Source organism: Citrobacter sp. wls615, assembly GCF_005281355.1.
Taxonomy (GTDB): Bacteria; Pseudomonadota; Gammaproteobacteria; order Enterobacterales; family Enterobacteriaceae; genus Citrobacter; species Citrobacter werkmanii.
This window is the reverse complement of the sequence record NZ_SZXM01000026.1, coordinates 83,420-96,043: the sequence shown is the minus strand read 5'-3', so window position 1 is coordinate 96,043 and position 12,624 is coordinate 83,420. Positions and strand designations below refer to the sequence as shown.

The 12,624-nt window shown below is 38.0% G+C and carries 12 protein-coding genes; all 12 read right to left on the bottom strand.

The window, feature by feature from the left end:
* Positions 1–37 precede the first annotated feature (37 nt).
* The gene (locus FDX04_RS08710; protein ID WP_137370791.1) at positions 38–3,082 is read right to left on the bottom strand and encodes a hypothetical protein; all 3,045 of its coding nucleotides are present in this window, start codon (positions 3,080–3,082) and stop codon (positions 38–40) included.
* 10 nt (positions 3,083–3,092) lie between these two features.
* Entirely contained in the window at positions 3,093–3,488 is a 396-nt protein-coding gene (locus FDX04_RS08705) for a hypothetical protein (protein WP_137370790.1), read from the bottom strand.
* Positions 3,488–3,814 carry a hypothetical protein gene (locus tag FDX04_RS08700; protein WP_137370789.1) on the bottom strand — a complete coding sequence of 109 codons (327 nt, stop codon included), beginning with the start codon at positions 3,812–3,814 and terminating at the stop codon, positions 3,488–3,490. The genes FDX04_RS08705 and FDX04_RS08700 overlap by 1 nt, the downstream gene beginning before the upstream one ends.
* Positions 3,815–3,824: 10 nt before the next feature.
* Positions 3,825–5,657, bottom strand: a complete 1,833-nt coding sequence (locus FDX04_RS08695) for a phage major capsid protein (RefSeq protein WP_137370788.1) — start codon at positions 5,655–5,657, stop codon at positions 3,825–3,827.
* Entirely contained in the window at positions 5,602–7,098 is a 1,497-nt protein-coding gene (locus FDX04_RS08690; protein WP_137370787.1) for a phage portal protein, read from the bottom strand. The genes FDX04_RS08695 and FDX04_RS08690 overlap by 56 nt, the downstream gene beginning before the upstream one ends.
* A gap of 2 nt (positions 7,099–7,100) precedes the next feature.
* Positions 7,101–7,586, bottom strand: a complete 486-nt coding sequence (locus FDX04_RS08685) for a hypothetical protein (RefSeq protein ID WP_137370786.1) — start codon at positions 7,584–7,586, stop codon at positions 7,101–7,103.
* 11 nt (positions 7,587–7,597) lie between these two features.
* A complete protein-coding gene (locus FDX04_RS08680) occupies positions 7,598–9,436 on the bottom strand; it encodes a terminase gpA endonuclease subunit (protein WP_170975152.1) in 1,839 nt (612 codons plus the stop codon).
* Entirely contained in the window at positions 9,381–9,956 is a 576-nt protein-coding gene (locus FDX04_RS08675) for a terminase small subunit (protein ID WP_249935520.1), read from the bottom strand. The genes FDX04_RS08680 and FDX04_RS08675 overlap by 56 nt, the downstream gene beginning before the upstream one ends.
* Before the next feature lie 635 nt (positions 9,957–10,591).
* Complete coding sequence (locus tag FDX04_RS08670) at positions 10,592–10,861, bottom strand: hypothetical protein (protein WP_137370784.1); 270 nt, start codon at positions 10,859–10,861, stop codon at positions 10,592–10,594.
* A gap of 12 nt (positions 10,862–10,873) precedes the next feature.
* Entirely contained in the window at positions 10,874–11,167 is a 294-nt protein-coding gene (locus FDX04_RS08665; protein ID WP_137370783.1) for a hypothetical protein, read from the bottom strand.
* 235 nt (positions 11,168–11,402) lie between these two features.
* The gene (locus FDX04_RS08660) at positions 11,403–11,792 is read right to left on the bottom strand and encodes a hypothetical protein (RefSeq protein ID WP_137370852.1); all 390 of its coding nucleotides are present in this window, start codon (positions 11,790–11,792) and stop codon (positions 11,403–11,405) included.
* 34 nt (positions 11,793–11,826) lie between these two features.
* On the bottom strand, positions 11,827–12,552 hold the full coding sequence (locus FDX04_RS08655) for an HNH endonuclease (protein WP_137370782.1): 726 nt from the start codon (positions 12,550–12,552) through the stop codon (positions 11,827–11,829).
* Between the last annotated feature and the right edge of the window lie 72 nt (positions 12,553–12,624).

Genomic DNA, 12,624 nt, shown 5'->3' with positions numbered 1-12,624 from the left:
AGTTAGTTTGTGGGTAGTCCTTCTACCCACGTTGTATTTATTTATTTTGTTCGTCTTGTGGTTCTGGGAAGCGAAGATTATAGATTGAATCTTCTGGCATCTCTACGCGTAGATCAATCCATCTGCCGGATGGGATTTCCATCGGTTCACCTGCAATTACCATTGCCGTGTTAATATCGAATTTACGGGTAAAGGTTTTTAGGGTTAATACTTCGTTTTCTTCATCATATGATGTTTCAACAAAACATAGGCGATTACCGTTAACATCCTGTGGGATCTCAATAGTCCACCCATCTTGATTTAATCCTTTAGTACCGAATACTTCATATACACCCATTTCAACACGCTTAGTTACTACACCTTCGGATTCACTATTTAATTCACTTGTACCATCTGCAAATACTTTTACAATTGGGCTTGCTGCTTTAATAAATCCATTAGCATCAATTGTAGTGTTAGAGTTATCTAGTGATGTACTCCACGAATCCACGTATCCACCACCCCATTTCATACGATAGGCAAGTTGACCACGGTGTGAAATATACATTTGTGATGTAATACCATCGATTGCATTATATGATGTAGTTGTTAAACCACCATAGCCATAAAGCTGTGCGTTTCGGCGGTAGCTTGTAGGGGCGTTCGTTGCTAATCCCGCGTTGTTAACGGCACGTATAACACCCGCTGCACCTGCATTACCATTTAAATCGTTATAGTTAAAACCACTACCACCGACTTCTGTTCCCATATATAGCGTATTAAGGTTTTTTGCTGCGTCTGCTGGATTTTTACCGCCAGTACCGCCATTACCTACACCGAGTGTTAACGCACCTACACCTGAGCGGCTTGAATATCCACCCCACGAACCATTATCATTAATATATAGATACATTTCTTTATTTGGTGATTGAACAATAGTTTGTGTTCCACCAGAAGAATAGGTATCTAAACCTAGATTAGTTCTTGCACCTGCTGCTGTAGTAGCACCAGTACCGCCACTGTATATACCCAATGGAATAGTGTCATTGGTTCCAGCTTTATATACACCCCATAAACTATCCTGTAGTGTTAATGCTACATCACGTGATGGAGTATATAATATTGTACTACCACCTGATTGTACTAAACGATCTACTTGTAGATTAGTTCTTGCACCTGCTGCATCTAGTGCACCAGTACCGCCACGGTTTACAGGCAATGCAACGAATCTACGGGTTGTGCTGTCATACGCACCCCATTCCCTTGTATCATTTACATAGAAATAGAATGCAGGATCTGCCGAACGGATAGACGTAGCATCGCTTGCTTGAGCTAAACGATCTAATTGTAGGTTAATTCTTGCACCGTTAACACTGGTTGCACCAGTACCGCCCTGTGCAATTCCCAATGGCATCCAAATAGCGGATTTATTGTTATACACACCCCACGATCCGGTAGTATCACTAAAAGCTGCAATAGTAAGTCTTAGGTTTTTTGCTGCGTCTGCATATATGTGTGTTGCAGTATTATCAAACTGAATGAATCTATCAATCTGTAGATTAGTTCTAGCGTCGGCTGGTGTGCTTGCACCTGTACCGCCCTGTGTAACTCCTAGTGCATTCCACCTATTACCAGTTGCGTCGAAATAACCCCATACTTTATCATCACGTAGAATTAAACGTTGGTTTGTATCTTGGGATGTTAGTAATGTTGAGTTATTAATTTGTTGTAGACGATCAACCTGTAGATTAATTTTTGCAGTACCAATATTCACAACATCAGACAAGTTTTTAGATTTATCTAGATACTTACCATCGGTTTCAACTTTAGAATAAACATTTATGTTAGTACGTGCTGCTGACGCATTAGTTAAATCAGACAAGTTTTTAGATTTATCTAGATACTTACCATCACTTTCTGCTTTTGAATAAACATCTAAGTTAGTACGTGCACCTAGTGCTGTTACTGCACCAGTACCGCCATTCTCAACGGGGAGAACTTCAAAACCTGCCGTAGATCCAATACCTAGATTAATACGGGCTTGAATTGCTGTAGTAGCTCCTGTACCGCCATTCAGTACGGGAACAACATCAAATGTACCTGCGGCGTTTACACCTAGTGCTGTACGTGCATCTGCTGGAGTCTTAGCACCAGTACCGCCATTAGCAACACTCAATGGTTGACCTAGAGTTAGTGAATCTGCACTTGCTACACCTAATGTAGAAGTAGTGACGGTGATATTATCTGCCGTGATCCCTTCGGTTACTGCTAGTGATTTACCACTAATACCATTATTGGCTGTTAGTGAGTCTACATAGATTCCCTTAATAAAGGTTTTAACACCATCAATAGATTGATCACCAGTTAGTGCTACATACTTTGAATCACCTAGATTACTAGTTAGTATGCGTTGCCATGCGTTAGTGGCATTCTTTGCATAAATTGCTAGGTTTCCGGTTTTGGTCATTGCGATGGAACTAAAAGTATTTCCATCAATTAGACCTACACCCATCATATCTACGCCCAATGGGTTGCTATCTTGGGTTGCTGGAACCTTAATGAAACTGTTACCAGTTGGTGTAATTGGTTCATATTGTGGTACGTCTACACCATTACTACCGACACCATAAGAACCTTCATATAGTTCTACACTGGCTAGTGCTGTAGCATCGCGTACAATCATTTCAGAAGTAACGAATGAATACGTTTTCTGTACTACTGAATCTTTATCACCACTTAATGAAGCGGAGGCAATACGCCCATTCATTAGGGAATAATCTAGTGTTCCTTCGGAATGACGGCGTACCATAATCAACTGAAATTCTTCTTGTGATTCAGTAGCACTATCTAGAAATGTATGGGTGTAATCATCTGGAATATAATTAACCGTAATTTCAATTGGTGCTACATCCTGTTCACTTGGTAGTTTTTCTGAGAACTCACTATTATAAGTTTCAATTGGGGAAATTGCGGAGGCAATACGCAAGGTTGGCATTGCCGCAATTTCATTAATTTTTTCATTACCTGCGTTTTGTGGTAGACGGTTTGCAATATCTTCATTATAAAAAATCTGTAGTCCGTTCCCTGTGTATATATTAGCCATCGTTTAATCCTTATTGTTTCTTCGTCGCTACAATATTTATAGAAAACGATAACGATTGACGGCCTGTAGTTGGATCGGTTACTAGTTCACTATCTCCGAATTCATAGGAAAGTAATGTAATACCATTTGGTGAAAACTCTAGTAGTGTAGATGAAATGAAATGATCCATTATTTCACCATATGTACTAGAAGATAGCTGTACTGTATTAGCAGGATCTGCCGATAGAATGAATTCAAAAATGAATGTACCGCGTTGCCGATTAGTTCCGAAATTTACTAGATCATAAGTTTGGGTAGTTGATACTAGTGCAAATAAATTTTTACCAGTTCCAATCTTCATTGCCTTTTTAATCTGTTGAATACTATTAAGGCTTCTAGTTAAAATCTCTGTTAGTTTCGTAAGCATTAATAATACTCCCCAAAGTTGTTTTCTTTTAAATCTCGTACATATACTTCACTGATACCACTTAGATCATTATAAATGTTATAAACTGTATATAGTTTTCCGTTGATACTTAGTACCGAATCAATGGCAATACTATGTGTAATTACATCTTCTGATTTAACTGAAATAAAAGTTTCTACACTTTCTATTAGTCCTTCTGTTCCGCTATCAATGACAATGGGACGGCAATCTACTATTCCTGTAAATTCCGTCCCATTAATATAGATAGGTTCACCAAAGGCATTTAAGAAAGTAGAATCAATTTGATTACTTGTAAAATGCCTCATAGGTTTTTCCTTATGCTTTTAGTTTGATTTGTACAAACATTTCTTCATGAGTAATAGCGGTTGCTAGGTACTGGAAAGAACGGATTGCAATAGTTTGTGCTGCACGATAAGTAGTATCGTCAAAATCCAATTCTTGTCCGTCATTCCAGTTAGCGAATACTAGTGCGGAGAAGTCACCAATTAGAATTGCATCAGGTGCTACGAAAGTAGATTCAATTACTCGTACTTCGTCATTTAGCCACATGTCATAACGATGACCTGCAACGGCTGCTAAACCTGCGGTGTTATTTAGAATTGCTGTTTGACGGAGCTTAGCTAACATCGATGGGTGTAACACGGCGACACAACGATTAACATCAACGTTTGCAGTACCTAGTTTCTCGATTGCAGATTGAATATCACCTACATCTACTACACCTACTGCTGCGGTAGTAACTACTGGAACTTCGGTTTGTAGTTTGGTGAATACTTCTTTTTCTAGACCATTAGAACAATGACGTAGTAATTCATCAGTAACATAACGTTCGGTTGCTGCGTTGCTTAGTAGCATTGCTTTAGTAATTTTGATACCTGCTGCAAACATTGCTGGCTTTAGGGTGATTTTGTCGAATGTTTCAAATCCATCAACGACGCTTTCATCTTCTGCGTAGAATTTAGCAACTGGAGACATGCCTTTAGCTACTGGAATACTTAGATTACCTAGACCTGCTAGACCACCAAATACCTGAACTGGTAGTTGACCTAGTACAGTACGGGCAAGTAGATCACGAATATAAGAATCGGCTAGTTGTTCTTTTACTAGACCTGCTGCGGTAACAGTAGATGTAGTATCTGCGGTAGAACGTACCATAGCGTTCATATCTAGAGAATAACCACGTGTACCACGTTCGAAGTTTTCTAGTTCGTTGGATTCACCTTTTAGACTACGTAGACCTTCGGTGATAATGTTTTTATTTTCCATTTTGATTTCCTTATCAATTGATTGGTTTTCTTTATTTAGTGAGCGTTTAAAATCTTCTACGCTTACACCGTTATTAATTGCTTCGTCAGTATTAATCCCTAACACATCCGAAATAGATTGAAGTTCACGTACACGCTTATCTTCTACATCTTTATTTAGTGATTCTTTCACAGCGTCTACGATAGAATTAATATCTAGTGAACGTTCTGCATCTTCTTCAACTTCTAGTTGTACTTCTACTTCTTGAATATCTTCGGCTACTGCACCAACTACTACGGATTCTTCTACTACCTCTGCTTCAACTTCGGTTTGTACTTCTTCCTGTACTAGTTCTTCTTGTTTTTGTTCTTCCATGATCGGTTGATCCTCTAGTTTGATTTCATCATTACTATTTAGTGATCGACCAATACCTACACCGTTATCTGCTGGAGTTGACACACTACTAATTTCGTAAGGTTCCCAACGGGTAACAATTAAGTTATTACCTTCGAAGTAGTAATCTCGGATGTTATAACCGACACTAATTTTTGGTCTGATACCTTCAATGATCATTCCAAAGATTGTTGATGCACTTCCAAGTGCACTAAAACGTACTGTCGCACGACATACTTTATCCATATCAACACGTGCATTTTCTACAATGCCTACCTGACGCATAGAATCATGTTCTACTAGTACAGGTGCACCGTCATTTAAACGAGATAGATCTACGTTATCTGAATTACATAGAAGGATCTCATTGTATAGAGATCCATTAATTTCACGTGTTACGGGGGTTTCTGATGCGAAAGAAAGTTCTACAGTACGGGCTTGCTCATTAATAGCATTACTGATCTGTGTTAGGTTGATCGCCCTCTGTTGTTGAATCTGGGTTAATTCCATTTTCCTTTTTTTCCTTTTCAATTTCTTCCATTACTACTGATGGGTCATAACCCATAGCTGCAATAACCATTGCTTTACTCTTTAATCCGTTTTCAATTGCCAATACTTCAGTTTGTAAATCTTTATATGGATCTAGGGAGATTTGACGCGTTGGTACATATTGTGCTTCCGTGAGTTTATTAAAATCACTGAAACTTAAATCACTTAATGTACTGTTATTTAGCATTGCAGATTTTAGCCATTCTTTATAAAGTGGTTTTAGTACAGAAACGATTAACGCATTTGTACGGGTTTTAAATGTTGATTGTTGAATCTTATCGATTAACTTACTAGCACTGAATGAAGCATTACTAGTATCACCAGTTAGTGCTTGTGTAGTAATATCTAAGCCCATAGAAATTAGCATTAGTTGCTTATCTACGAATTCATTAATACCATCGGTAGTCTGTGTTGGGTTTACTGTCTTAATATCCTGCCCTGCTTGTAGTTCTACAATGGCTGCGGGATTTAAAAAGTCTTGCTCATAATATGAAACTTCATCACTAGAGATTAGATCAATATCATCTGAATCTGGATTAGTAATAAAGGCCATTGCTGACGCTGCTACTTTACGGGAAGTAATAGCCGCTGACATGAATTCTTCTAGTTCTTTTAGTTTATCAGTTCCTGCGTGTACATCGGGAATACCACGTTGTTGTGTTGGGTAGTCCTGCTGGAATAGATGTAGAATTTCTTCGGCTGGAACACGTTCACGATCTCCGATTGTGTAGTTGTACATAATAGGATTGTATTTAGTAATCCAGTACGCTACAGGTCGATTACTAGGATCGAATTCAATACCGTTTGAAATATAGTTACCCGATGGTAGAAGTTGGTTTTCATATGTGCTAATACGCATAGAGTCGATAATTTCTACTTGTGGTAAACCATTCTTAACTTGGTGAACGCGAACAAAACAACTGCCATCAATACTACGTGTACGTTCTACTAGCCTTTGGAATGTACTAATATCCAGAGTGCCGCAACGTGAAAAGGCACGAGGATCTTCGGCCCAATCATAGAAAGCATTTTCAAGTAGTTTGTTAATTGCGATGTTTTGATCATCATTATCAGTAGTATGTGTAGTAGGTCGAATATATAGACCATCTGCACCAGTAACACCGCTAGAGTTAGTAGCAATATACTTTTTAACAATACCATTCTTAATACTTAATTCACGGCTTACTGCTACCATTACGGGTAGTGTACGGTTGATAATTGCGTTGATGTTACCTGCCTGATTGCCAGCACTAAAACCAAATGAGATAACTGGTGATTGTGCACCCTGTGCCAATGAAGATTGAATAGATCGCTTCATTGGATTGTTTTTCATTAGTGGTTTTTTATGTACTGTTTTCTTTTGTGGGATAATATCCCCTTTGTTTTTTCCCCATCCAAACATGTTTATCTCCTGAATGTAGTTATTGATTTAATCGGGCTACCAGTATTTAGACCTTTCATATCTGCGATTAAGGAGTTAGCACGTGATACATAGATTGAACGTAGTTTCATTAATACTTCTGCACTTTCAAATGTTAGTGCTTTATTTTGTATTGATTGACTTAGTACACCACCACCTTTGATACGGTCGATTGTGATTTGATCAATATCTTTGATGATCTGTAGTAAGTCTTGGTATTCGGATACCTTTGCTTTTGGATCAATTAATTCGAATTGCTGAACACCATATACTTTAGGACTGCTAATAATTGCAGTGTATATACCCGCATCCCAGGCATTAGTATCAATGTCTGGGAATGGGTATGTGTATGAAGTTTTAGTACCATCAGGTTTGATAATATCGATATCAGTACCGGATGGATAATCGAATGTAATTGTTTCACCTTTGAAGATATCACCTTTTAGATTTACCTTGCGAACAACTGCCATTTTTTATTTCCTTATTTAAAGAATCCACCCCCTCTACGTGGGCGTACTGTTCTACGCTGTGGTGTTGGTGATTCATTATTTACTTGTTTATTTATAGTTTTCTCTTTTTGTTTTGCGTTGAATTCACGTAGTTGTCTATATGGCTGTGAACCTAATTTAGATAGATACCACTGGAAGCAAATCAAAGAGTAGTTAAGGCAGTCTAGAGCTTCATTTCGTACTGAACTAATTTTCTTAACCCATACCCAACTACCTGCTTTAATGATTCTCTTTTCTGATGTAACTTGAATCATATAGTCATCGGGTAGTGAATGACTGAAATGTAGTTGTTGTTCCTTAGTATTTTCATTATCAGATACTGCCCTGTTTAGTAATTGGCGTATGTTACTTTTACCTAAGTTAACGTTAAGGTTAATTAGTGTGTGACCACCTGCGGTACTCTGTTTGAATAGCGGGGTAGTTGCACTGGCTGCACCCTTGATAGGTCTGAATATCTGAGATGATCCACAATAGCGGTAAACTGTACTGGTAGCGTTACCGTTACTGGAGTCTATAAAACCTGCTAGGACTTTTAAGGGTTTACCCGATACTGTTTTAAAGTCGCTTTGTGCAAATGCTGTAAGTTTATTCCATGCGGGGGCTTCAATCTTCGTACAGTCAATACTATGTATGCTGCGGTGGTCTAATACGTATAAGTTCTTTTCACTTACTCCAAGTGTAGTTACCTCCAACCTTGAAAGCTGCTGATCGACGCCAAATAAAATTCCAAGTACATCTTCGGGGATATTATCAATGTCTATTGAACTATCACGTAAATTTTCAAGTAGTACCAAATCGTGATCGGTATTTTCCTTATCTACCCAAGGCAAGCCCAAAACATTATTGGTGAATGACGCGAGATCGAAGGTATAATGTGCTTCGGCAAAATCTTGTACTATGGATTTAATAGAGTTGATTGGGGAGTACAAACGTGATATGTGATATCCCATGATATCGGTAACTTCTGGTGCTGTTACTACCCAATGACCTTTTTTGATCATGCGTACACGTTGTGCTTCTGAAATAACATTGTTGCACTTGGGACATTGTAATTCTGCCGTGTCTGCGTCTGGGATGCGACGGCGACCGCCATCTATTATTTTCCATTCGAATTTAACGTTTTCGAAAACTAATTCATGTTCATGATCACAATGTGGGCATGGAACGTGAAATTTTTGTTTATTACTTTGTTCGTACTGTTGAGTGATTAGATCATTTTCATCTAGTGGTGTACTACATACCATAATCAGGGGTGTACTAAATGCCTTTGTACGCTGCTCTGCTAGTTTAAGTGGATTACCTTCATCCCCTTCTGCATCAACGTTACTAACTTCGTCTAGGAATACTCTAGGGGCTGTTAAACCACGTAGCTGTGCACTACTACCTAATGTAAGGAAGTATGTGAATGTTCCATCTAAGTTCTGTTGTGTTTTATCATTGTTAGTAAAATTCTTATCGTTCTTATTACTGACAAGGTTCTTTAGTACCGGACATGCTTCAATTACTGATTGCCATTTACCACTACGGAATTTACTTGTGGTTCCTGCTGTTGCACCTGCGAATATTTGGTTACTTGGATCGTTAGCCATGAAGTAGTACATTGAGTTTTGCAATACTGTAGTTTTTAGGAGTTGTGCACTACTCATTAATACAATCTTACGTACTCTAGGATTTACGATATCGTTAATGGCTGATTTTTGGAATTCGAATAATTTTACTCTTTGCCCTTGTAATTCACCATCTGGAAATACTAGATTATTCTCTACCCATTCTGCTGGTTTTTGTTTCTTCGGTGGTAATATCGACTTCATAGATCTGGTTAGGATCTTCATCATCTTCTGGTAATTGTTCTTCATATGTTCCTTCATATTCGTACTGACCAATTTCTTCCAATTGGCGATCTATTTTATCTTGTAGTTTCATTTTTAATTCTTGTGCATCGTTTGATTCAAATAGTTCTACATAGCTGGATGCGGGAATACTTCGTAATACCTGACGTAATTGATAGAAGTATTGGGATAAGGTTTGCTGTACTACTGCAACGGGGATTAGTTCACCACTGGCAGTACGTAGTTCTAACTCTTTTATATCTGCTTCTGCTTCTAATTTGCGTAGTGTTGCCTTTTGTATTTGGCCTTTAGTGTCGCCATTGCGTAAAGGTTCAATGACGTTCTGTAATAACCAATCATCTACTAATTTCTTAGGCCAATTAATATCTAAGCCTTTACCAGACCAGATACGGCTAACGGTTGAGTGTTCCACGCCAAAACGATCTGCAATTTCTTGCCATGTATAGCGGGTCCCATCATCTTTAATTTTTGTTTTAGACATTATGCCCTTCCTGTTTTCTATACTAAACAAATTGATTTGCTTTGAAATCATTTGCTTGTTTATGATTAAAAATCCCACGTATTTTTAATATACTTCGCAGCGAAAACTCGAATCTTGTCGAGCTGTTAAGAATCATTATCATTTATGCATTGGTTGTGTTTAATATACTAAATACTTAATTCTATCCGTACTGAATCATCACACCATCGATGCAATTAAAATTCTTAGTCGATAGGGTATTGCCTCACCATCTACCGTACCGTGGTTCATTACTTCATCCCTTAGATCTCGTAGTCTATTTAAATGGTTCTTCTCTGTTCCTTTGAATAAACATAGTGATGTGATTGGATATACATATTTACCAATTGAAAAGCGGGAGTGTTCCAGGGTGATGTACTTATACTTGAGGCCTAATGAGTGTTGATCTATATATAGGTTATATCCGTCCTGTGTGGCGATATGAGCCGTTATAATACTGTCCCTGCGTGATGGTTCATAACCTGTATATAAATCGCCTGTGATGGATTGTGTGCCGTCTGAGTAGTGTATGTGAATGGTTATCATGGGGGGTACTCCTATGCTGTATAAGAGTATTTAGAAATAAAAAAGCCCACTGTGATAGTGGGCTGTGTGGGTTAACGTCTTAGTAGTTTCTTGGTTTCTTCTTCCATCTGTAGTGTGTATTTGGATTTCACTACTGGATGCTTCACTACTGGATGCTTCACGGTAGATTCTGCTGCCGCTTCAATCTCTTTTGTTTCCTTATGTGATTCTCTAACGTAATGAATTACAGTGGCGATACCTAGTACCCCTAATGTAACAGTAGGTGCAACGGCATAACATACTGCACCTGCTGCCATTTGGGTTAGTGTTGGTGTCTTGCGTCCCTTATCGAATAAGCCCATGTTATACAGTCCTCATTGTGGTTCTACTATCCAACGTCCTGATTGTTTAGATACTTTATATTCATATCGATCATCACAGAATACAGTTGCATAGCCTGAGAAGTTGGCTGTACTGAAAGTTGTAACTTTATCGCATTTATAATCCCGTTGGATTAGTGCCTGTGCAAAGTCTCTTGCATCCTGTTCTTCCTCCGCTGTTAGTGTCACGGTAGGGGATGTGTCACTTGCAGTGGGTTTACCATCTTTAAATTTAAAATAGGTTGCAAGAATTGCAATAGCAATTATAACCTGTGTACTCTTTTTCATTATTAATAACCATCAATTCAGCATCAAATTACTAGTATCGGCATTCAAACCACTATCTTTAGTTTTTATTGAACATTAATACTTGAGCTAACTGTTTTAGGCGTAGAACATTATGGGTAATACACTGCATTTATTCTTGCATAGAGGAATTTAGGTATAAAAAAAGCCAGCATAACCGCTGGCTTAGTATTGTTAGCGGATTTATACTCCCCATCGACTGCCTGACCATCTAAATTTATTTTAATTGTTTTAATGAATATGAGTTAGATGTACTTGAACCATCGCTATACACCTCTGATATAGTCAGTTTGTTTCCATCCACTTTGTATTTTACTACACTATCAGCCGGATCATTTCTCCAACGACCTGAGCTATCTGGATTGTTTGATGCCCACATAACTTGATCATCAATCAGTTTGCACTTGATAGCCCATCTTGTGCTGTCATCTTTACGTATGTAATGGACATAGGCTACATCTGATTGAATCTTATCAAGCTTCATTATTTTATGATCTCGCCCAAACATAGATGCAGCCGCCGCTTTGCAGATCTGACCAACGTTAGCTTCCGCTGCGTAGAGTGAAGAACTGAACAATAATGGCACAATTACTAATAATTTTATCATCACATATCGTCTCTTAGTAAAAATTGATTTCACTTTACTTCCTTAACAACTCTTTTAATTCATCAACTGTCTTCATTTCTTTTCCAATATGAATCATTGCATGGCAGTTTGCACATAAAGGAATGAGATCTTTAATTGGGTTAATCTTATAGCGTTTACCAATAGTATGTAGTGGCACTATATGATGAACATGAATATAATTTTTTCCGTGATTACCATACACTTTTTCAAAATTAAAGCCACAGACAGCACAACTCAAACCATGTTTATCGATACATTCTTTTCTCGCCTTTGGATCTCTCTCATAGTACGTTGCAATCCTTCGACGCTTTTCACCCTCATAGTATTCATTTTCTATTTCAGGAGTAAATGAATAGCAATTCTCATCGGTTGCATACCAATCCCCACCAATTTTAGTAAGATATTTTCGTACTATTTCCTTTTCAAAATGTTTAATCCTAGCAGCACCATTATCAGTTGTTTTCTCATGCCTAGTCTGACTAAAGGTAAAAAGACTATACCCTTCATATAAAATCTTATCTATATGTTCAATAGATTGTGTATAACCAGCTTTTTTGTGTCCATTTACATTCTCACGCCAACTGCTAGCCAAGATTAAAACTTTCTTTCCATCATCTGATCTAAGATCTTCCCAAGCTCCAAAAATTATTTTTTTGTTTATCTCATCAATAAATGACCAACTCCAGTTGTCATTTTTACATGTAGCACCCAAAGAACGCATGAACTCTGTACGGGACATTTTTCATCCTTAAATTATGTGATCTACATCACTCGATACTATCAATTGTTGGAGGTTCCTATCGTTCGTACA

Excerpts from the sequence above, each read along its gene's own strand:
- FDX04_RS08665 (WP_137370783.1), bottom strand. The coding sequence starts at position 11,167 with ATGAAAAAGAGTACACAGGTTATAATTGCTATTGCAATTCTTGCAACC.
- FDX04_RS08660 (WP_137370852.1), bottom strand. The coding sequence starts at position 11,792 with ATGATAAAATTATTAGTAATTGTGCCATTATTGTTCAGTTCTTCACTC.
- FDX04_RS08700 (WP_137370789.1), bottom strand. The coding sequence starts at position 3,814 with ATGAGGCATTTTACAAGTAATCAAATTGATTCTACTTTCTTAAATGCC.
- FDX04_RS08690 (WP_137370787.1), bottom strand. The coding sequence starts at position 7,098 with ATGTTTGGATGGGGAAAAAACAAAGGGGATATTATCCCACAAAAGAAA.
- FDX04_RS08710 (WP_137370791.1), bottom strand. The coding sequence starts at position 3,082 with ATGGCTAATATATACACAGGGAACGGACTACAGATTTTTTATAATGAA.
- FDX04_RS08670 (WP_137370784.1), bottom strand. The coding sequence starts at position 10,861 with ATGGGCTTATTCGATAAGGGACGCAAGACACCAACACTAACCCAAATG.
- FDX04_RS08695 (WP_137370788.1), bottom strand. The coding sequence starts at position 5,657 with ATGGAATTAACCCAGATTCAACAACAGAGGGCGATCAACCTAACACAG.
- FDX04_RS08685 (WP_137370786.1), bottom strand. The coding sequence starts at position 7,586 with ATGGCAGTTGTTCGCAAGGTAAATCTAAAAGGTGATATCTTCAAAGGT.
- FDX04_RS08655 (WP_137370782.1), bottom strand. The coding sequence starts at position 12,552 with ATGTCCCGTACAGAGTTCATGCGTTCTTTGGGTGCTACATGTAAAAAT.
- FDX04_RS08705 (WP_137370790.1), bottom strand. The coding sequence starts at position 3,488 with ATGCTTACGAAACTAACAGAGATTTTAACTAGAAGCCTTAATAGTATT.
- FDX04_RS08680 (WP_170975152.1), bottom strand. The coding sequence starts at position 9,436 with ATGAAGTCGATATTACCACCGAAGAAACAAAAACCAGCAGAATGGGTA.
- FDX04_RS08675 (WP_249935520.1), bottom strand. The coding sequence starts at position 9,956 with ATGTCTAAAACAAAAATTAAAGATGATGGGACCCGCTATACATGGCAA.